General features: G+C 62.6%; 20 protein-coding genes. 13 read left to right on the top strand and 7 right to left on the bottom strand.

Translation table 11 applies throughout. The features are described 5' to 3' along the window. Positions 1–761 precede the first annotated feature (761 nt). The 3 genes from IVB45_RS07865 (at position 762) to IVB45_RS07855 (ending at position 3535) form a co-directional block, all read left to right on the top strand. A complete protein-coding gene (locus tag IVB45_RS07865; protein ID WP_247282662.1) occupies positions 762–935 on the top strand; it encodes a hypothetical protein in 174 nt (57 codons plus the stop codon). A 523-nt stretch (positions 936–1458) separates the two neighbouring features. After that, positions 1459–3048, top strand: coding sequence for an EAL domain-containing protein (locus tag IVB45_RS07860; protein ID WP_247357164.1), 1590 nt, complete (start codon positions 1459–1461; stop codon positions 3046–3048). A 121-nt stretch (positions 3049–3169) separates the two neighbouring features. Next, on the top strand, positions 3170–3535 hold the full coding sequence (locus tag IVB45_RS07855) for a VanZ family protein (RefSeq protein ID WP_247357165.1): 366 nt from the start codon (positions 3170–3172) through the stop codon (positions 3533–3535). Between the two features lie 44 nt (positions 3536–3579). Here the strand turns inward: IVB45_RS07855 and IVB45_RS07850 are convergent, their stop codons facing one another. Together IVB45_RS07850 and IVB45_RS07845 are read right to left on the bottom strand one after the other, a co-directional pair. Next, positions 3580–3978 carry a CHRD domain-containing protein gene (locus IVB45_RS07850; RefSeq protein WP_247357262.1) on the bottom strand — a complete coding sequence of 133 codons (399 nt, stop codon included), beginning with the start codon at positions 3976–3978 and terminating at the stop codon, positions 3580–3582. Between the two features lie 167 nt (positions 3979–4145). Beyond that, on the bottom strand, positions 4146–4430 hold the full coding sequence (locus IVB45_RS07845; RefSeq protein WP_247357166.1) for a hypothetical protein: 285 nt from the start codon (positions 4428–4430) through the stop codon (positions 4146–4148). Positions 4431–4638: 208 nt separating this feature from the next. Between IVB45_RS07845 and IVB45_RS07840 the strand changes: the two genes are divergently transcribed. Together IVB45_RS07840 and galE are read left to right on the top strand one after the other, a co-directional pair. Then, entirely contained in the window at positions 4639–4818 is a 180-nt protein-coding gene (locus tag IVB45_RS07840; RefSeq protein WP_247357167.1) for a hypothetical protein, read from the top strand. Positions 4819–4824: 6 nt separating this feature from the next. Further along, the gene (gene galE / locus IVB45_RS07835; RefSeq protein ID WP_027567873.1) at positions 4825–5817 is read left to right on the top strand and encodes a UDP-glucose 4-epimerase GalE; all 993 of its coding nucleotides are present in this window, start codon (positions 4825–4827) and stop codon (positions 5815–5817) included. A 40-nt stretch (positions 5818–5857) separates the two neighbouring features. Here galE and IVB45_RS07830 read toward each other — a convergent pair whose 3' ends face one another. After that, complete coding sequence (locus tag IVB45_RS07830) at positions 5858–6316, bottom strand: hypothetical protein (RefSeq protein ID WP_007606557.1); 459 nt, start codon at positions 6314–6316, stop codon at positions 5858–5860. 610 nt (positions 6317–6926) lie between these two features. Here IVB45_RS07830 and IVB45_RS07825 point away from each other — a divergent pair. After that, a complete protein-coding gene (locus IVB45_RS07825; RefSeq protein WP_007606556.1) occupies positions 6927–7598 on the top strand; it encodes a hypothetical protein in 672 nt (223 codons plus the stop codon). A gap of 18 nt (positions 7599–7616) precedes the next feature. Next, a complete protein-coding gene (locus tag IVB45_RS07820) occupies positions 7617–9767 on the top strand; it encodes an adenylate/guanylate cyclase domain-containing protein (protein ID WP_247357168.1) in 2151 nt (716 codons plus the stop codon). A gap of 35 nt (positions 9768–9802) precedes the next feature. Here the strand turns inward: IVB45_RS07820 and pobA are convergent, their stop codons facing one another. Beyond that, positions 9803–10975: a 4-hydroxybenzoate 3-monooxygenase gene (pobA, locus tag IVB45_RS07815; RefSeq protein WP_247357169.1), complete on the bottom strand. Its 1173-nt coding sequence runs from the start codon at positions 10973–10975 to the stop codon at positions 9803–9805. 48 nt (positions 10976–11023) lie between these two features. On the opposite strand from pobA, the gene IVB45_RS07810 reads away from it, so the two are divergent. Next, a complete protein-coding gene (locus IVB45_RS07810; protein WP_247357170.1) occupies positions 11024–11929 on the top strand; it encodes a helix-turn-helix domain-containing protein in 906 nt (301 codons plus the stop codon). Between the two features lie 5 nt (positions 11930–11934). Here IVB45_RS07810 and pcaG read toward each other — a convergent pair whose 3' ends face one another. Further along, positions 11935–12561: a protocatechuate 3,4-dioxygenase subunit alpha gene (gene pcaG / locus IVB45_RS07805; RefSeq protein ID WP_247357171.1), complete on the bottom strand. Its 627-nt coding sequence runs from the start codon at positions 12559–12561 to the stop codon at positions 11935–11937. A 4-nt stretch (positions 12562–12565) separates the two neighbouring features. Next, complete coding sequence (gene pcaH, locus IVB45_RS07800; RefSeq protein ID WP_256469508.1) at positions 12566–13393, bottom strand: protocatechuate 3,4-dioxygenase subunit beta; 828 nt, start codon at positions 13391–13393, stop codon at positions 12566–12568. 55 nt (positions 13394–13448) lie between these two features. Between pcaH and IVB45_RS07795 the strand changes: the two genes are divergently transcribed. The 4 genes from IVB45_RS07795 to IVB45_RS07780 all read left to right on the top strand — a co-directional run bounded on the left by IVB45_RS07795 (position 13449) and on the right by IVB45_RS07780 (position 18794). Next, the gene (locus IVB45_RS07795) at positions 13449–14378 is read left to right on the top strand and encodes a LysR family transcriptional regulator (protein WP_247357172.1); all 930 of its coding nucleotides are present in this window, start codon (positions 13449–13451) and stop codon (positions 14376–14378) included. Positions 14379–14547: 169 nt separating this feature from the next. Continuing rightward, the gene (locus IVB45_RS07790) at positions 14548–15792 is read left to right on the top strand and encodes an Lpg1974 family pore-forming outer membrane protein (protein ID WP_247357173.1); all 1245 of its coding nucleotides are present in this window, start codon (positions 14548–14550) and stop codon (positions 15790–15792) included. 145 nt (positions 15793–15937) lie between these two features. Then, a complete protein-coding gene (pncB, locus tag IVB45_RS07785; protein ID WP_247357174.1) occupies positions 15938–17242 on the top strand; it encodes a nicotinate phosphoribosyltransferase in 1305 nt (434 codons plus the stop codon). 244 nt (positions 17243–17486) lie between these two features. After that, positions 17487–18794: a GGDEF domain-containing protein gene (locus tag IVB45_RS07780; protein WP_247357175.1), complete on the top strand. Its 1308-nt coding sequence runs from the start codon at positions 17487–17489 to the stop codon at positions 18792–18794. A gap of 14 nt (positions 18795–18808) precedes the next feature. Here the strand turns inward: IVB45_RS07780 and IVB45_RS07775 are convergent, their stop codons facing one another. Further along, complete coding sequence (locus tag IVB45_RS07775) at positions 18809–19429, bottom strand: TetR/AcrR family transcriptional regulator (RefSeq protein ID WP_247357264.1); 621 nt, start codon at positions 19427–19429, stop codon at positions 18809–18811. 51 nt (positions 19430–19480) lie between these two features. On the opposite strand from IVB45_RS07775, the gene IVB45_RS39040 reads away from it, so the two are divergent. Further along, complete coding sequence (locus tag IVB45_RS39040; protein WP_346015292.1) at positions 19481–19747, top strand: hypothetical protein; 267 nt, start codon at positions 19481–19483, stop codon at positions 19745–19747. The last annotated feature ends 252 nt before the right edge of the window (positions 19748–19999 follow it).

Raw genomic sequence — 19999 nt, 5'->3', positions numbered from 1 at the left:
GTTAACCTAACCGCACATGGTTATTTCGATCATTCCACAGAGATCGCTCGGCAAATAGGCCAGGCGCGAAATGCCGCCATCACGACTGCGACCGACTTCGTCCCGCCCCTGTTGCCGCGGGAGTATAGGGCGCGTAGAGACGATATCTTGCCGATCGCTTGCGCGAGCGCCACGCCCTCGCGCCATAGCCGCAAGCAAAACCGCCGGCGAAAATCGACCCCAAGACCACAATTGCCAACATTTGATCGTCCCGTTTTTGCGGCGCGTTCCTCCCATTGCATTTCATCTTGTCGTTGTGACGACATCAAGATCGGCACCGCTGAAAGTTTTGTCAGGCGATGATGAAGTTTGTGCAAGAACTGATTGAAGTTTGGTCGTTGCCCGATAGCTGGGAGGCTGGAAATGACAAAACGTCTCACTGATTGAAGTTAGATCCGGCCGGATGTTAATCCGGGTTCACGCAGTCCATGCAACCTTCAGAACCGGCGCCGACAATTCGGCTTCCACCCATTCAAAGCGCGGCAACGGCTGCTGATCAGCATTGACGCCTCCGTGGTAATACGGAGCACGAAGTCCGGATTACGCGCGGTAAGGTTGAGCGGTTAGCTTAATCCGCGTTGTTTGTTGCGAACTCTCACCGATCGCTTATCCATCGTCTCACCGGGCTCCCCCAAGCTCGGCCCCACCCAAGCAAAGCCGTCGAGCGACATGGGTCCGCTTGGCGGCTTTGTCTTTGTCGCGACGAGAGGATGATTTCGGTTATGGCGCGCAAGCCCTGGTCGTTCAAGGAAGACCGCCGGCTGATGGAGTTGGCCAAGTCTTCAGCTACATTGGAGGAGGCGGCGAAACAGCTCGGACGCTCGCCCGATGCAATCAAGCGCATGGCCTTGCGCCTTGGTCTTGCATTGAAAACGAAGGCGAGCAAAAAGGCCTAGGGAGCGTGCGGTACTGTTCCGCCAACGACGCCATGGGACGACCGCGGGCGCTCGATCGGGTCGCAGGCGGAAGGCTCGAATCCAACCGCGTCAAATAAAACGTCCTCACCCTCTCTCGCCAGGGAACCAAACCAGCGCGCCCGCGTTCACCTCAACTTCATCGCGAGGTCTGGCCGTGGCACATCTTGCCATTTCCGTCATCCTGGTCTGGTTGGCTATCAATATCGCCTTCGTGGTCTTGCGCTTGCGAGCCGCCCGGCCACAGCATGGTGGCAGCACCCGGCAGGCTTCCATCGCGTCCTACAATCCCGCACCCGCTTCCCTCCGCCATCGAATGGGCCGCCAGAACTTGGGAGCGGAAGGTTAAGAGGCATTTTTCGATAGGCTCCCCGGTGCGGGGGCAGACGGGTCTCTCGCCCGCCCCCGAAAGGCCGGTTCCACATGCCTCGTCCGGCCATTAAACCCTATCTTAGCCCCTCTCAACTAGGATCGGCCGACGCTTCCCTCTGTTCCGCCGGGCCGAATGAGATTGCAGCGACCGATTTTCGCATTTGCGGCGCTTGTGCTCGCGAGCACGGCTGCGTTCGGCGTAGCCGGCCACTTTGCGGCAACTTCGTTCATTCGGTACCAGCAGGCCCATCAGCTCGACGAATTGACCGAGGTGGTTCTGCGTCGCGCCGAATTTGCGGTCGACTTTGCCGGCGGGAGCCTGGGCGAACTTGCGCGGCGCGACCTTGCTGATTGCGGGCCCGCGACGCTGCAGGCGATCCGGCTCCACGTCTACCAACGTTCCGCAATCAAGGATGTGCGCCTCGTCAACCCTGATGGCTCGGTGATCTGTTCGGCCTATTCCGAAACGCTGGAATTCGACAAGGGATGGATCGACCGCCGCGATATGCTTCCCTCGCACGACAAGAACCTTTCGCTCTTCCGTGTTGAGCAATTCGGCGGCGATGCTCTGGGCGTGCTCAAAGACATCAATGGCAATGCCGCACTGGTCGCCATTCTTGGCGTCAACGCCAGCCTGTTCGACATCATGCCCGCCGAGTTGCGCGCCCACAGTGAAGTGATCCTCGCCTTGAGTAACGGCGAGAAACTTGGCGAATTCCTGCTCGATCCCGACAAAGCCTTGCAGGGGACGATCGATCTCGACAAAAATTCCGCTCGATTCCCGCTCCATGCGACCATCCGCCTCGAACGCGGCATCCTCTCGACGTGGAACAGCGAGGCTTACTGGCCGACGCTGGCCGTAGCGATTGCAATCGGCGCGCTTTTCGGCGGGCTTTTGGCGCGGAGCCGCCGCATGGAAGGGCCCGTCGCAGATCTCGATCGCGGGCTGGCCGCGAACGAATTCAAGCCGTACTACCAGCCAATCTTCGACCTCAAGACTGGTCGGATCAAGGGCTGCGAGGTGTTGGCTCGGTGGCTCCTCAAAGACGGATCGGTCGTGCCTCCGATGAACTTCATCCCGCTCGCGGAATCCAGCGGCCGCATCCAGGTCATGACCTGGCAGATCCTGCGATCAGCGCTGTCGGATCTGCAGCCGTTGTTGAAAGCGAACAAGGATTTTAAGCTCTCCCTCAACGTCGTGCCAAAGCATCTCTTGAGCGCGGGCTTCATTGAAACGCTCCGCCGCACAGTCATGGCGGCGCAAGTCTCCGCGCGCCAGATTGTCATCGAGGTGACCGAGCGCGACGAGCTCGACGATCTCGCACGCGCCGCAGCCGTGGTCAGCGAACTCAGGGACTACGGGTTTCGCGTCGCCATCGATGATGTCGGCGTCGGTCATAGCGGGCTATCTCGGCTCAAGGGCCTGGGCGCCAATACAATCAAGATCGACAAATTTTTCGTGGACACGATCACCGTGGACGCATCGACTGCCACCATCGTGGAGATGCTGGTAGCCCTTGCGAAGGACCTCCAAATGACGGTGGTTGCGGAAGGCATCGAGACGGAAGAGCAGGTCCGGGCGCTTATTTCATCCGGCGTAGAGGAGGGGCAGGGCTATCTGGTCTCCGCCCCACTGCCCTTCCCGCGATTCAGCGAGCTGGTCGAGACACGCTGCTTGGCGCAGAGCGCAAAATTGCCGACCGACGCGGTGTTGGTGGCCTGACTGGATTGAGCCGTTAACCCGAGACCGCAAAACGCTCCGCACCGGGCGCCCTGCTCAATCAGCCTTAACGATACTCTCATCTTTCAACGCGGCCTGGCTCCGGTCCGGCTATGGTCGTCCAATGCGCCGAAACCACCTTATCGCAGCCGCAGGAATCTGCTTCGCGCTCATCGTCTATGCCACGCTTGCGAGACTGGCGGGGCGACCCGTGCTTATCGGTCATCACGAGGCTTATTGGGTCGTGGTGATCGAGCGCTTCAGCGCCTACGGGCTGCTGGGATTTCTCTTGTCCTTCCTGCTGCCCGGTCGGCTCACCCTCGCATGCTCGCTTGTCGTGGCGGTCGCAATGGGGCTCGAAGTCCTGCAAGCAATGACGCCCGATCGTGATCCGGGTTTCCTGGACGTGCTGCAAAAAGCGGCAGGCGGGACCGTCGGGGTCCTCCTCGCTCAAACAATCCTGGCCTTCTTACCGAGACCGCCCTCCTGAGCAGATGCATGGCCTGCACGTCCGCATCGGGAAAGTCGCCGTCGCTATTTCGTCATCTGTCCGCGTAGTTCACCGCCCGGGTTCGCGGCCGTATGAATGTTGGCGTACCACTTCCCGGCCAGCAGATCCGCAGCCTGAGCTTCAGTGAGCGTCGCACTCCCCTGAATCGGGCTTTGGACCGTCTTGAACGGCAGCACGATGCCGGCGTTCTTGCCGGGCTCCACGGGGCCATGGAAATGTGCCCCCATGGCCGGCCCGGTCAAGCCGGCAAAGCTGACCGTATAGGTGAGGGTCTTCGCCTCGGTATCGTAGGTCGCCTCGGCCTTGCCTGTTCCAGGAGAGTTGTTCGGAGGCACTTCATTGCTGCCTTTGAGATCGGCCTGCAACTTCACCAGTTCTGCGTTTGCCGTTGCGGCTGTCATGATGATCAGCCCACCCAGCATCGCCGCTCCCAACAGTGTCGCGTAGCCTCGATCGCTGTCGTTCCTCATGGCATCCTCCTGCAGGCTCTGCGGCGAAATTCCGGATAGAGATTTATGCCTGATTCGGAACAACTATCGCGAGAATCTCGGCTCCTTATACCCGGAGCCTGATCGATCGCGTGCGGAGGCTAAGCCGAGCGGCGCTGGCCCGGGAACTGGTTCGGCGTCAGGAGTTCTGCCATCTGGCGATGGGTGGCCTGGAGCGCCTCGATGGCGCCGTCCAGATCAAAATCGGCGTCCCGGACAGATGCGAAAAATTTAGCCGTCAGCGCGAGATCGAGCTTGACGCGGGTTGCGCCATCGCGGCTTTTGCGACGGTCAAGTGACAAATGGATGGCCCGCATTCTGGCCTCGGCAGGCGTGCAGCCACTCAGCCCGGCCAGTTCGTCATAAGTCATCCAGATCTGTGCCATGTTTCAGTCACTCCTTTACTCGGCCTCAGCTTATTTTTCGTGCTTAAAGCTTCGGTTTCCGCCGCGCGCGCGCCGACCATTTCGCAGCGATAGGGTCAATGCGAGCTAAACGAAGAAGGACTATCGTGCCGAGCCCCGGTGGGTTGCATACAGCGAAGATCGATCTATGCTCAACCGATCGATCAACTGTTGAACTGAGGCAATCACATTGGGACAGATCACTTCGGAAGCCCTCTCCTTGAGTGATGTCCTGTCTCGTGACGCCACGCGGCATGTCCCCGCCTTCGGCAAACGTCCCGCATGGCTGACGCTTGCGGTGCTCGTGCTGTGTGCCGATTTGTTGCTGGCGGCGGTTGCCTGGATAATCGTTGATTTCGCTCTGAGGTAAGCACACATGAACGACCGACCGACTGTCCTCGTTACGGGAGGCGCGGGCTATATCGGCTCGCATGCCTGCCGCGCACTGACCGCGGCCGGCTATCAGCCCGTCGTTTATGACAATCTGTCGACAGGTCATCGCGGCTTCGTCGCCGGCTCGCTGGTAACAGGCGATCTGCTCGACGGCGCCACGCTGGCGCGCGCCTTCGCTGAGCACAACATCACAGCGGTCATGCATTTCGCGGCGGCGAGCCTCGTCGGCGAGTCCATGACCGACCCGCAAAAGTACTACATCAACAATGTGCAGGGCACGCTGTCGCTCTTGCAGGCGATGCGCAATGCGGGTTGCCATCGTATCGTCTTCTCCTCGACCGGCGCCGTCTACGGCAATGCCGATTCCAAGGAACTGCCGGAAGACTTCCCCTGCGCGCCGATCAACCCCTATGGCGCATCTAAGTGGATGATCGAGCGCATGCTGGCCGATTACCGCGCCGCTTACGGCTTCGGCGCGTTCTGCCTGCGCTATTTCAACGCCAGCGGCGCCGATCCTGCCGGCGGCATTGGCGAATTGCGTGACAACGAAACCCATCTCATTCCGCGCGCCATGATGGCGTTACAGGGCCATGTGGATTTTGCCGTGTTCGGTGAGGACTACGACACGCCCGACGGCACCGCGATCCGCGACTACATCCATGTCACCGACCTCGCCGCCGCGCATGTCGCGGCGCTGAAACTGCTGGAACAAGGGCATGCCGGCGGCAGCTTCAATCTGGGCACCGGCTCCGGCTTTTCGGTGCGGGAAATCCTGACTGCCATCAGGCAGGAGACCGGGCGCGAGGTGCCCCACACCGTCAAACCGCGCCGCTCCGGCGATCCCACCTATCTGGTTGCCGATCCCTCCGCAGCGCGAAAAGTGCTGAATTTCGTGCCGCGACATTCGGATCTACCGACCGTGATCCGCACCGCCTGGGCTTGGCACCAGAGGGCTCATCCGCTTAAGCAGTCCTGACAACATCGTCGAAGTCGATCAGGCGGGATGAGACGTTGCCTTATGGTCTATTCCGTTCTGAACCAAGCGATCCCGGCGCAAACGGATGGCGCGATCGCGAACGGCCGTCGAGCCCCTTGGGCAGCTTGTCGGCATTGAGCTTCACGACCGCACCTCTGGCGTCAGCGGCCGGCACCTCGTCCTGGCTGTAGATCAGCGTCGCCTCGAAGGTCACATCGGGGGCCTGCTCGGCCGTACCGGAACAGGTCGCCATCGCGCCGCTGCACACGCCCGAGAGCTTGACCTCGACTTCGTCGAGCCCGAACACGGTCGGCGGACCCTCGGCATGTCGCCGCGTGGTCAGAACCGCCGTGAAGCGCTGCTCGTCGATTCGGTAAGAGCCGCCATAGGTGAAGAAGCTGTCGCTGCCGGAGATTCGTCCCTCCGCCAGATGCACGACGCCCGTGCCCTGACCGCGCGGGGTCCTGAACCAGGCCGCGTATTTGCCGTCTCTCAGCATGAAAATATCCGCCGTAAAACTCAGAACGCATTTGCAACCAATACTAGGGCGCGACAATGATCCGCGCGGAGAGCATTCCGCCACGGTTAACACCCTGGAAAGCGAGCCAGTCAAATTGCTACCGACGCGCAGCGACGCGGGCAGCGCAGGCTCCTCCGCGCAGCGGGCAAGAAAGCTGGACCTCGTTGCATACCGCGCTAAAAACGATCGGCGTGCCGACCTCGTTTGGCAGCTTGCATATAACCGCTATCAACTCAGCCTTCGTGACAGCTAGCCTTCCTATCGCGCTGGGAAGAAGTGGTCGAGATCGCCGCCGGTCAGCAGGCGACGCCGTATCAGAAGACCGAGGCCACGCTCGCGCCCATTACAGGTATAGAGAGTGCAGCGGAGGGCCACCCGGTCGAGGCCGTCCCAGCCGAATGAAATTGTCTATCCGGCCAACAGCTTGCCGGCGCACTGTTTTCTCCGGTCGCCGGTTTGAACCTCTTCCTGATAGAGTGCACCAATATCTGAGAGTGATTCCGGTCACACTTGCCTGGGCGTTTCGCTGCTAAGCATCGGCCCTGGACGGGGACCGGGCAAATATCGGTCGAACTGGATGAGATTTCCCATGAAAAGCCTGATCGGCGCTGTTGTCGGCGCGTGCTGTCTTGCTGCCCCCGCTTTGGCGGAGACGCCGGCCGCCATCGTCGAGGACGTGCAAGGCAAGGTCGACGGCGTCGCGTTCATGGATTATGTGGCGCCGGGCAAGATCATCAAGCTGGGCCCCAAGGCAACCATTACGCTCAGCTATCTCAAATCGTGCCAGCGCGAGACCATCAGCGAAGGCGTCGTCATGGTCGGCACCGAGCAGAGCACCGTGCAACTCGGCGAGGTCAAGCGGGAGAAGGTGCCCTGCGATACCAACGCGGCAAAACTGTCGGAGCGGGAGGCGAACCAGAGTGCCGCGACGACCTTCCGCACTATGCGATCGGACGCCAAGGGCAGCGCTCCGGCCAAGCTGCCGACGCTCTACGGCATCGCGCCGTTGGTGCAGGCCAAGAGCGGCAGCACCCTGGTGATCGAACGCACCGATGGCAAGGAGCCCACCATCAGCGTTCCCCTCAAGAGCGAGACAATGGTCGGAGGCAAGTTCTATGACTTCGCCAAGGCCGGGAAGTCGCTGACGCCGGGCGGCAGCTATCTCGCCATCCTCGGCACCAAGCGTTACGCCTTCCAGGTCGATCCCAGCGCCACGTCGTCGCCGACGCCGATCGTCGGGCGCCTGCTGCGGCTCGAATAGGCAGCTAGCGACAGGGCGATGCGGCGGATCGGCAGACGGGACATCGTTGCAGCGATCCTGATTGCGCTTCTTGCAGGCGCCATCGTGACGTCTCCGCCGTTGCAGACGCTGCAGGGCCTGTCGCTCGACATTCTCACGGCACTGCGCGGCAAGCTCGTCGGCGACCAACGAGATCCCGGGACATCACCGGTCGTCGTCGTGGCCATCGACGGCGAGACCTACGACACTCCGCCGTTCAAGGGATCGCCAACGCAGACCTGGACGCGCGAGATCGGCCGGGTTCTCGGCAGCATCGACGACGGCGGCGCCCGGGCGATCGGCTTCGACGTCATCTTTCCAAGCTCGATCGAGCAGTCGGAGATTCCCTTCGGCGACGCCTCGCTGGGCAGCCGCATGAGAGGCTTCGATCGGGACTATCTCATCGCCCTGCGGAAGCTTTCCGACAGCGGCAAGCTGGTGCTCGGCGAGATCTTGAGCAACGACCATCAGGAAAGGCCCGACCGCGCGCAGCAATTGGCGGTGAGAAACAATATCCGCGCCCTCAACGTCCATACCGACACCGACGACGTGATCCGGCGGATGCCGCTGAGCTTCTCGATCGACGGCAAGCCGGTCCCCGCGATGGCGGTCGAGCTCGCCGCGCGCGCGCTCGCTGTAAAGCCCGAGATTGCACCGTCCGGAACGACCGGATTGTCCGGTTATGCAATTCCGAGCGCGGTACCGAATACACTGGCGCTCAATTTTCGAGGACTGGGCCGCGACATTCCGACTTTCTCCTTCGCCGATCTGCGAGCCTGCGTCGAAAAAGGCGATCGCGATTTCTTCCGTCGCGCCTTCGGCGGCAAAGTCGTGCTGCTCGGCACCGCCCTGAATTTCGATGATCGCAAGCTCACCTCGATGCGACTGTCCGGCGGATACGACGGAACGCCGGGGCCACGATGCGCCCAGCCCGCTCCGGCAAGCACCGCACAAAAGGCCCGCAGCGACATCGCCGGTGTCTTCGTGCATGCCAACGCGGTGCGAAATCTGATCGAACGCGATGCGGTGACCGAGCTCGGCTTTCCACTGCGGAGCATTCTCACCATCGTGTTCGCAGCGATCGTGGCCTGCGCGGCCTGCGTGCTTGCACCGGGTGGCGCACTGATCGCATGGCTCGGCCTCACCGCGGTATACGCCGCCGTGGCCGTCGGTGCATTCGTCTATGCCTTGGCGCTGCCGCTGACGGAGCCGGCACTCGCAAGCCTTGCCGCGCTCGCGATGATGATCGGCTACCGTTTCGTTTTAGCCGATCGTGACGAGCGTTTCCTGCGCAAGAGCTTTGCGTTCTATCTCGCCCCCGAAGTGATCGACACCATGGTTGCCTCCGGCAAGATGCCGGCGCTCGGCGGCGAAATGCGCAACGTCACCATGTTCTTCTCCGACCTGAGCGGCTTCTCCTCCATCGCCGAGACGATGACGCCGGGCGAGCTGGTGACGCTGATGAACGAATATCTGTCGGCCATGACCGACATCATCGAGAGCCATGGCGGCTATGTCGACAAATATATCGGCGATTCCATCGTCGCCATGTTCGGTGCGCCCGCCGACGATCCCGCGCATGCGCGCCACGCCGTCCATGCCGCGCTGAAATGTCACGCAAAGCTGGCAGAGCTCAACGCCGGCAGCGCCGCCTTCGCCGGCCGCGGCCTGTCGCACCGCATCGGGCTCAACAGCGGCGAGGCCGTGGTCGGCAATATCGGCTCCCGCCGCCGCTTCAATTACACCGTGATGAGCGACACCGTGAACGTCGCTTCGCGGCTCGAAGGCGCCAACAAATACTACGGCACCGCAATCATGGCCTCGGAATCGACGATGGCGCAGACCGGCGACGGCTTCGCCTGGCGGGAACTCGATGCGATCCGGGTGCTGGGGCGCGGCGAGGCGATCAGGGTATTCGAGCCGCTCGCGGACAGAGGCGCGGAGAGCGCCGGGCAGAAAAAACTCGCCGCGGCTTACGCGGAGGGGCTCGCCTGCTGGCGGGCGCGGGAGTTTGCGAAGGCGGCTGGTGCGTTCGGGCGAATGGCGGAAATGGATCCGGCGTCAGCGCTTTTTGGCAAGCGCGCAACTGCGCTCGCTACAAATCCACCAGGGTCGGACTGGACGCCGGTGAACATCCTAGAAGGAAAGTAGCGCGGCGTCGCATCGCTTTTCGGGTTCACTCCACGCTAAAACGGCAGCCCCACGTAATTCTCCGCGAGCAGGCGCTGGGCCGTTTCGGACGAGAGGAGATATTCCAGTTCAGTCTGCTGGAGCCGGTCCTCGTATTCGAGCCGGTCGGGGAAGCGATGCAGCAGCATCGTCATCCACCACGAGAAGCGTTGCGCCTTCCAGATCCGCGCCAGCGCCTTGGCGGAGTAGCCCTGGAGCCCGGAATCATCGTCGTTCTGATAGTGCGCGAGCATGGCGTGGTAGAGATAATAGATGTCGGAGGCGGCGCTGTTCAGCCCGCGCGCGCCGGTCGGCGGCACGATGTGGGCGGCATCGCCGGCGAGAAACAGGCGGCCGTAGCTCATCGGCTCGGCGACGAAGCTGCGCAAGGGCGCGATGCTCTTCTCGATGGACGGTCCCGTGACTAGGCGGCCGCCGACCTCGTCCGGCAAACGACGCTTCAGCTCGGCCCAGAACGCATCGTCGCTCCAGTCCTCCACCTTGTCGGTGAGCGGCACCTGGACGTAGTAGCGGCTCAGCACTTGCGACCGCAGGGAACACAGCGCAAAGCCGCGCTCGTGCTTCACGTAAATCAGCTCCGGCGACACCGGTTTCGTGCGCGACAGCACGCCCAGCCAGCCGAACGGATAGATCTTCTCGAATTCCCGCAGCACGTCCTTCGGGATCGACTTGCGGCTGACGCCGTGAAAGCCGTCGGCGCCGACGATATAGTCGCAATCAACTCGGACGGTCTCGCTGTTCGAACGATAGGTCACGTAAGGCCGGTCCGAGGTCAGCTCATGCGGCGTCACGTCCTCGGCATTGTGCACAACGTTGCCGCCGAGGCGGTCGCGCGCCTCGTAGAGGTCGCGCGTCAGCTCGGTCTGGCCGTAGACCAGCACCGAATTGCCGCCGGAATGCTTATGGAGGTCGATCTGGGAGAGCACGCCGTCATGGGCGATCTCGAATCCCTTGTGGATCTCGCCCTCGCGGTCCATCCGCTCGCCGCACTGAGCCTCGCGCATGAGCCTGGCGAAGCCGTGCTCAAGCACGCCGGCACGGATCCGGGCAAGCACGTGGTCGCGGCTGGATTTTTCCAGCACGACCGTGTCGATGCCCTTGAGATGCAGGAGCTGGGACAACAGCAGCCCGGACGGCCCGCCGCCGATGATACAGACCTGGACTTTCATTTTTTCGTCCTCCTCTGCACTTTCTTGCAGATTCAGCGCCGCTGACCGATGGAGGCTTTCGTCTTTGTCTTGTACTATTCGAACATGAGAAGCGCAGCCCCCGCCCCCGCGATCCGGGTCTACAATCTGTTCGGCGAGTCCGGCGATCTGCCTGATGTCGTGCATTGCGAGACGATAGCGTCGCGCTCGGTGCTGCACGATTGGACGCTGGCCGTGCACCGCCATGCCCGGCTGCACCAGATGCTGCTGATCGACCGCGGCGGCGGCGAAGCCACGCTCGACGGGCGCGTGGTGCAGCTGAAGCCGATGCAGATCGTCAACGTGCCTGTCGGCCACGTCCATGGCTTCCGGTTCGTGCCTGACACCCAAGGCTGGGTGCTGACCATCGCCGCGGAAATATTGGACGAAGCGCTGCTCGCCTCCGAAGGACTGCGCGGCGCCTTGTCGCGCTCGGCCGTGATACGTGGCACGCCGCAGATCCGGACCACCATGAAGCAGATCTTTGCCGAACACGCCGCGCGCGATTTCGGCCGGGCGCATGTGCTGCGCGCACTGTCGGCGGCCATGATCGGGCTGGTGGCCCGCGCGCTCACCGGCGAGAGCGGTGGCAACGGCACGGCTGAAAGCGGACTATTCCGCCGCTTCGAGGCGCTGCTGGAAGAGCATCATCTGGAACGCTGGAGCGTTGCGGACTATGCGGGCGCGCTGTCGATCACGCCGACCCATCTCAACCGGGTGACGCGGTCAGCAACCGGCGACACCGCCTCGCACCTGATCCTCAACCGGCTGATCCGCGAAGCGCGGCGCAACCTCGTCTACACCAACTTGCCGGTCTCAACGATCGCCTATGCGCTGGGCTTTGAGGACCCCGCCTATTTCAGCCGGGTCTATGCCGCCGCCACGGGCGTGTCACCGCGCGCCTTTCGCGCGCAGCTCCACGGCGAGGAGACCTGAGACGATCACACGTCGAAGAACACCGTCTCTTCCGGCCCCTGCAAATTGATCGTGAAGGAGTACACGATCTTGCCGGCGGGTTCGCTGCGCTTTGCGATCAGAGTCGAGCGCCGGACCGGCTGCTCGATCAGGTTGAGCACGGGGTCGGCGGCGTTGGCGGCCTCTTCGTCCGAGAAATAGAGGCGCGTGTTCAGACCGATGTTGATACCGCGCGCGACGATCCAGACATTGATGTGCGGAGCGCCTTTGCGGCCCGTCTTGTCGATGATCGCGCCCGGCTTGATGGTCTCGAAGGTGACGAGACCACTCTCGAAGTCAGAGCCCGCGCGGCCCCAGCCACGAAATTCCTCGTCAAGCGCGCCGGTCGACCGGTCGGCCGAATGGTTGTAGCGGCCGGCCGCGTTGGCCTGCCACATCTCCAGCAGCACGTCGCGCAGCGGCGTGCCGCTGCCGTCGATCACCCTGCCATCCAGCGTGATGCGTTCGCCTTGCGTGTTTGGCGTCACCAGCACGTTGGAGAAATTCTTCTCGAAAATGTCGAAGCCGGCCATGGCCGGGATCAACCCGATATGCACGTAGGGCCCGGCCGTCTGCGAGGCGGTTTCCTTGAGGTAGTTGAGCGGCTGCGGCATGGACCTAGTTCCCTGCGGTGCGATTTTCAAAGTAAGTGGAGCGCTGGCCGCGCAAGACGATGTCGAAGCGGTAGGCGAGCGAGTCGAACGGGGCCGATGCGTTGAGGTCGAGCGGCGCGACGAGACGCTCCAGCGCATCCTTGTCCGGGATCGTCGTCAGGATCGGGCAGACCGGGATCAGGGGATCGCCCTCAAAGTACATCTGGGTGATCAGACGCTGTGCAAAGCCCGAGCCGAACACCGAAAAGTGGATGTGAGCGGGACGCCAACTGTTGACGTAGTTACGCCAGGGATAGGGCCCCGGCTTCACGGTACGGAAATAATAGTAGCCGGTGTCGTCGGTCAGCGCGCGACCGCAACCGCCGAAATTCGGATCGATCGGCGCCAGATAGGTGTCCTTCTTGTGCCGGTAGCGGCCGCCGGCATTGGCTTGCCAGAACTCGACCAGCGTATTCGGCACGCCGCGGCCGGTCTCGTCCAGCACGCGGCCGTGGACGATGATGCGCTCGCCGACGGGATCACCGTCCTTGGCGTAGTTGCGGATCAAATCATTGTCGAGCGCGCCGAGGTCGTTGTGACCGAACACCGGCCCCGTAATCTCCGAGACCGAGTTCTCAAGCGACAGCAGCGCCTGGCGCGGCGAACGTAGCACCGATGATTTGTAGCCCGGCGCGTGCGCGGGCGGATGCATGGAACGGTCGCGCTGGAAGAAGCCGCCGTCACCGAGCGGCGGCGTGAACGGCTCGGGGTGGTTGAGGCGGGGATCCCGCGAGGCTGGCGCCTGGCATGCATCGGCGTTGTCTCTCCCTGTGGCGCTCCCGTTGGGGCGCACGACTTATCGGGAGATGATGGCGCCGGCTATTCTCAAGATAAATAGATTGATTATAATGAATTCCATGAACAAAATCGATCATTTGGCGCTTGATGGCCACGCGCTGGAGCTGTTCCTGGCGGTGCTGGAGGAAGGTTCGGTGACGGCGGCCGCAACGCGGCTCGGCCTGACGCAATCCGCGGTCAGCCACGCCCTCAACAAGCTGCGGCGGATCGTCGGCGATCCGCTGTTTGCCAAATCCGGCCGCGGCATTGTGGCCACGGCGCACGCCCAGGCGCTCGCGGCAAAGGCGCGAGCGCTGATCGACGAGATGCGGAGCTTTGCCGGCGGCGTCACGTTCGAGCCGGCGATCGCGCAGCTTTCGCTGACAATCGCCGCGAACGACTTCCAGCGCGACCTGCTGCTGCCGCGGTTCTTCTATCATGTCGCCGCGCAAGTGACGAGCTTGAACCTGCGCGTGATCCCCTCGCAGTCGCCCTCACCGGCGATGCTGCGGGAAAACCGCTGCGATCTGCTGATCACGCCGCTGCCGCCATCCGGCGTGGACATCGTGCAGAAGCGCCTGCTGCAAGACCATTACGTTTGTTACTACGATCCCAAAGCGCGTGCCGCGCCGGCAACGCGCGGCGCCTATCTTGCGGCGCGTCACATCACCGTGGTCTACACTGACAACGAGCGACTCGACTTCGATCGCCGGCTTGCAGCCAACGGTTTCCACCGCGACATCGCGATCTCCGTGCCGAGCTTCTCCCGCGTGCCGTCCTTCCTGCGTGGCTCGCAAATGCTGGCGAGCATGCCGAGCCTGCTGGCGCCCGGCGTGATGCACGGCTTCGCGCAGGTACGGATTCCGCTGGCCTCGCGCACGCGAACCCTGGCCGAGCTGCCGATGTTCATGGTCTGGCACCAGCGCTATCAGAAGGACCCGGCACATCGCTGGATCAGAAGCCAGCTCGAGACCGTGGCGGCGACGGCCTCGCACCCCTGAACACGCGGGCTGCGGCGCATAAGCCACACCCAAGTCCGGAAACGACTCTTCGAATGCGGTAGCCGGTCGAGTTCAACCGAACGGTTGATGCACGTTGTGTGATTCCGCGCCACCGTCGCGCAACTGGTGCGACGAGGTGAATATAATGAAGAAGAATCTTGCGGCGCTCATGCTCGGCGCGACCGCGGCATGGACGGTCACCAGCGCCACCGCCGGAGAAATCGAAGACGTCAATGCGCGCCTCGAGGTGCTGGAAAGGCAGAACGCCGCGATCCGCAAGGAAAATGCCGCGTTGCGCGCGAACCAGCAGTTGCGCGAAGAGAATACGCGGCTGAAATCGCAAGGCGAACGCGCAACGAGCGAACCTGCCAGGACTGGGGCCCGATCACACCAGGACAATTCCGCATTCCGGGCGGTCACTGCTGTTTCGCAACAGGCCAGAAATCCGTTGCAGGCGTATGCCGCAGACCTACCGGTCAAGGCACAACTGCTTGCCGGTCCGGGACAGTTCAGGGCCTGGATCGAAGGCGGCGCCATCTTCAGCGGCGGGGATCCGATATCAGACACTTACGGTCTCACCGGACAGTTCGACCTGACGCCAAAGGTCGGATGGGAAACGGCTACTGGCTTCGATTATCGCTTCGCCGGATCTCCCTGGCACATCAGCGGCCAGTTCCGCTACGGCGAGGGAGGCAAGAGCACCGGCCTGGACTCACTGACGCAAACAATCGTCGTTGGCGCTGCGAGCCAGACAGGCACGGAAATCTTCGCCAATACCTACAAGGAAACCCGCTGGCTCGCCGATCTCGCGGTTGGACGCGACATCGCCGGCAGCGGACCGAGCACGCTTCAGCTGAAGGGCGGCCTTCGCGTTGCCGAATTCGTCACCCGGAGCTCAAGCTCGGACGTCCAGGCCGCGACCAGCACTGGTGTTGCGTTGCCTGGCTTTCCGGCGATCACCAGCTTTTCCACAACGCTCTCGACGTTGCGCGATACGCGCGCGAACTTCCTCGGCGCGGGACCACTCATCGGTGTCGAGGGCTCGGTCCCATTTGGCGGCAAATGGTCGTTCGATTATGCCGGCGACGCCGCCCTGCTACTCGGCCGGCAACAGTCGGCGACCAGTTCGTCGACCCTGTTCTCGGTAACGCCGTCGGTCCTTTCTCCCCTCTTTCCAGTCGCGAATACGCTCTCGACGAGCAACGATCGGTTGTTTGCCGGGGTGCTCAGCGCCGACATTCAGGTTGGCGTCTCCTATTGGATGACGCAGAACCTGAAACTCGGCGCAGGCTATCGGCTCGATGCGTTCATCAATGTGTTCAACCAGGCAGGCTCCTCCAACTCCGGTCTGACGCCCGACCGCTACACGCACGGCCCCCGCGTCACGCTCACGGGAGCGTTCGACGCCATGTAAGCCACCCGGACCGTCCGCAGACCGGTTCGCGAACGGGCTCTCGGAGCGATTTCGGGCCGCCCTCGCGCAGCCGGATGCTCGGCGGTGGCCTGCCCTTCGCCAAATCCACTGGTTGCGCACGGGGAGCCACGCTAGAATTCCACCCATGACAGTGACCGACATTGCGAGCCGGACCTACAATCACAGCTGGCGGCTGGATCCCATCATCCGCAGCCTGCTTGATACCGACTTCTACAAGCTATTGATGTTGCAAATGATTCGGGAATCCTACCCGAATCAGCAGGTGACATTCTCGGTCATCAACCGATCGCGCCATGTCCGGCTCGCCGAAATCATCGACGAGGGCGAACTGCGCGCCCAGCTCGACCACGCCCGCACCATCCGCTTCACCAAAAAAGAGCTGATCTGGCTTGCCGGTAATACTTTCTACGGCAAGACACACATGTTCTCGGCGGACTTCATCCGCTGGCTCGCCGAATTCCGGCTGCCCGAATACGAGCTGCGCAAGGTCGAAGGCCAGTACGAGCTGCACTTCCACGGGCCGTGGAGCCATACCACGATGTGGGAGATTCCTGCGCTCGCCATCCTCAACGAATTGCGCTCGCGGGCAGCGATGAAGGGCCGCGGCCGCTTCGAGCTCGACGTGCTCTATGCCCGGGCCAAGGCCAAGCTGTGGACCAAGGTGGAACGCCTGCGCAAGCTGGATGGCTTGCGGCTCTCCGATTTCGGCACCCGTCGCCGCCATGGCTTCCTCTGGCAGCGCTGGTGCGTGGAGGCCGTGAAGGAAGGCCTGGGCCCGTCCTTCATCGGCACTTCCAACGTGCTGCTCGCGATGGACAATGATCTCGAAGCCATCGGCACCAACGCCCATGAACTGCCGATGGTCGCGGCGGCGCTGGCCAAGGACGACGAGGAGTTGCGCTGGGCGCCCTATCGCATCCTCGACCAGTGGCGCCAGACCTATGGCGGCAACCTCCTGATCGCGCTGCCCGACGCTTTCGGCACCAAGGCTTTTCTGCGCGATGCGCCGGAATGGGTCGCCGACTGGACCGGCTTCCGTCCCGACAGCGCGCCGCCGATCCAGGCCGGTGAGGAGATCATCAAATGGTGGGAGCAGAAGGGCCGCAATCCCAGGGACAAGCTGCTGGTGTTCTCCGACGCGATGGACGTGGGCTCGATCGAGGAGACCTACCACCACTTCACCGGCCGGGTGCGGCTCTCCTTCGGCTGGGGCACCAATCTCACCAATGATTTCGTCGGCTGCACGCCGGACGGCTCGTTCAACCTCGATCCAATCTCGCTGGTCTGCAAGGTGTCTTCGGTCGACGGACATCCGGCCGTCAAGCTCTCCGACAATCCCGAGAAGGCGACCGGCCTGCCCTCGGAGATCGAGCGCTATTTGCGCGTCTTCGGCGACGCCGGCCGCGTGCGCAAACCGGTGCTGGTCTAGCGGCAGAGCATTCTCTCTCCATCAGGTAAACCACTTGGGGCGAATGCGCGACATCGGCTCGCGATGCCGCGTCAGTTCCGGTTCGGCGGCATTTGCGACGATCTGTAAGCATCCACTTCACAACGCCTTCACCTTGCGACGCGGTCTCCTGGCATTTTCAAGTCGAGTTAAGCACCTTTGGCGCGTAATCCGCGTTATGAGCGGGTCGCTCCGCTGGGTCGTTGAGCGACTTGGGGAACGCAAAGTGTTTCGCAGAACAGCGCCATCAACGAAGGGACGCAATTTCCTTCACGTCATCAAGCTCGTCTCGCCTTTCGTCACGGTCGTCCTGCTGCAGGCGGCGATCGCCGGATTCAGCCTGGAGGTGATGTCCTCGGTTCGCGCCTATGTCGCGGGCGAAGCGCTATGGTCCCGCTCGCAGAAGAACGCCGTCTATTTTCTCAATCTCTATCTGCATTCGGGCGACGCCAGCCAGTTTGCGCAATATCAGACCTCGCTGGCCGTTCCCATCGGCGACGAGTTCGCGCGCTGGGCGCTCGAGCGCGATCCGGTCGACGTCGAGGCCGCCCGCATCGGCTTCCTGCAAGGCGGCAACCATCCCGATGACGTGCCGGGACTGATCTGGCTGTTTCGCTACTTCAAACAGGTCAGCTTTCTCAAGGAAGCGATCCGCGAGTGGGCTGCCACAGACCCCATGCTGCTGGAGCTCAGCGTTTTCGGCGAGGTCATCCGGTCAGAGCTGAAGAACGGGCTCGTCCAGGACAGCAAGCGCCTGCAATTATTGTCGTCGCGGCTGTCGGAGCTCAACACCCAGTTCACGGTGCACGCCAAGCGGTTCTCCACCGTTCTCGGCGAAGGCTCGCGCGCCATCAAGATGACGCTGACTGGCGTCAATATCGTCACAGCCATGACGCTGATCCTGCTCCTGATCTGGCACACGCGGCGATTTGTGCTGCAACGACAGGCGTTCGAGGATGCCTTGCATGCCGAGAAGGAGCGCCTGGCCTGGCAGGCGTCGCACGACTGGCTGACCGGCTTGTCCAACCGCCGCGCGTTCGAGGCCCGCCTGCAAAGCGAGTTGGACGGCACCGCGGCGGGTTCGCTGGGCCTGATCCTGCTCGATCTCGATCAGTTCAAGGACGTCAACGACAGCTGCGGTCACCTCGCCGGCGACCGCCTGCTCCGCCAGATTTCGCGCCTCCTGCAGCAGGAGCGGCGGCCGCATGACCTGGTGGCCCGGCTCGGCGGTGACGAATTCGGCCTAATCCTTCCGCAATGCACGCCGTACGACGCCGTCGATATCGCCGAACGGCTGCGCCGGGCGCTCGAGCTATCCGTCTTCGCCTGGGACGATCATTGCTTTGCAGTGACGGCCAGCATCGGCGTTACCTGCATCAGCGACGGCAACACCACGCTCGAGGACGCGATGCGGCGCGCGGATGCCGCCTGCTATCGCGCCAAGGAGAACGGACGCAACCGTGTTCAGGTCGACAACGGGACGACGGACGTCATCGTCGTCACCTCTCGGCAACGCAAGTCCGCCAGCGCATAGCAGCGCTCAGCACTTTATCGTATGGGCAGAATCCCGAGCCCCGCGAGATGCGCATCCAGAAATTGTTCGACCTGCTGGCGCAGCATTTGCGGCGGTACGGCCACCATACGCTCTTCGAGGCCGAGCGAGATGATCCCGTGCACGGCGGAAAACAGGGTGCGTGACAGCAGCGCGATCTGCACGTCGTCTGCATTCGGAAGCAGCCGCACCAGGGGCGCATGCATCAGCGCGAAGGCGTCCATCACCATCTGAAGGATGTCATCGGGGTAAGGGCGGTCGTCCTCCATCCGATGCTCGAACAGCGAGCGCAGCAGATTGGCGTTCGTCGCGAAGAATTCGAGGTAGGTCGCGGCCAGCCCGTAGAGCTGGCGAACGGGATCCTCGGCCGGAACCTGGCCCAACCGCAACGTCAGCGCCTTAACGGTCTCCCGATTCACGGTCAGGATCACCCCGTCGAAGTCGCCGAACTCGTTATAGACGCTGCCAACCGAGCAGCCGGCGGCGTCCGCGATGTCCCGGACTTTCAACGATTTCAATCCCTTAGCTGCAATAATGCCGCGAGCGATCTCCACGATCTGCTGCCGCCGGCGAGATTTTTTTCGATCTCGCAACGATTCATCTTGAACATTGTTCATTTTCAGGATACTCATTTGAACAATGTTCAAGTTAACCCGTAGACCTGCAAAATGCAAACCCTCGCTGTTGATATCGCTTCCACCTTCGTCGATGACGCCACAGCTCTCGTGACCGAATTTGGCCGCGCCCTCCTGCGGTTCGCGACGGGGCCGATCGATCGTATCGCAAATGCCTGCGACATCGCCGGTGTCCTGACTGAGCGCCGCGCGACCTTCCGGATGTGGCGGGCCAACCGCGGCCGTGCCCGTCATGAGGGCCGCCGCATTAGCCTGCTCGGCCGCCTCTCGCCCTTTCGCCGCCTCGCCCACCTCACCTGAGGCGAGCGCAGCCGGCAAGTTCGGGGCGCCCCGAATGCAATATCAAACCGCAAGGAAGGACTTACCATGTCCCGACATTCGAGCCGATGCCGCGGCCTTCGACGATGCGGTTCAGGTTTCCCTCAGCGCCCTGAGCAATATCCTGGCAGGCGCAGCCTGTCTGGATAAGGCCGCAACCGAACCATTGCGAACCAAACCACGCCACGCGGAGACCAACAGGATCGGAAGGTAAGCGCGCAGAGCAGGCCGGGG

This window comes from Bradyrhizobium sp. 4 (assembly GCF_023100905.1).
GTDB lineage: Bacteria > Pseudomonadota > Alphaproteobacteria > Rhizobiales > Xanthobacteraceae > Bradyrhizobium.
Note: the sequence above shows the minus strand (reverse complement) of the source record. Positions and strands in the feature narration are given on the sequence as shown.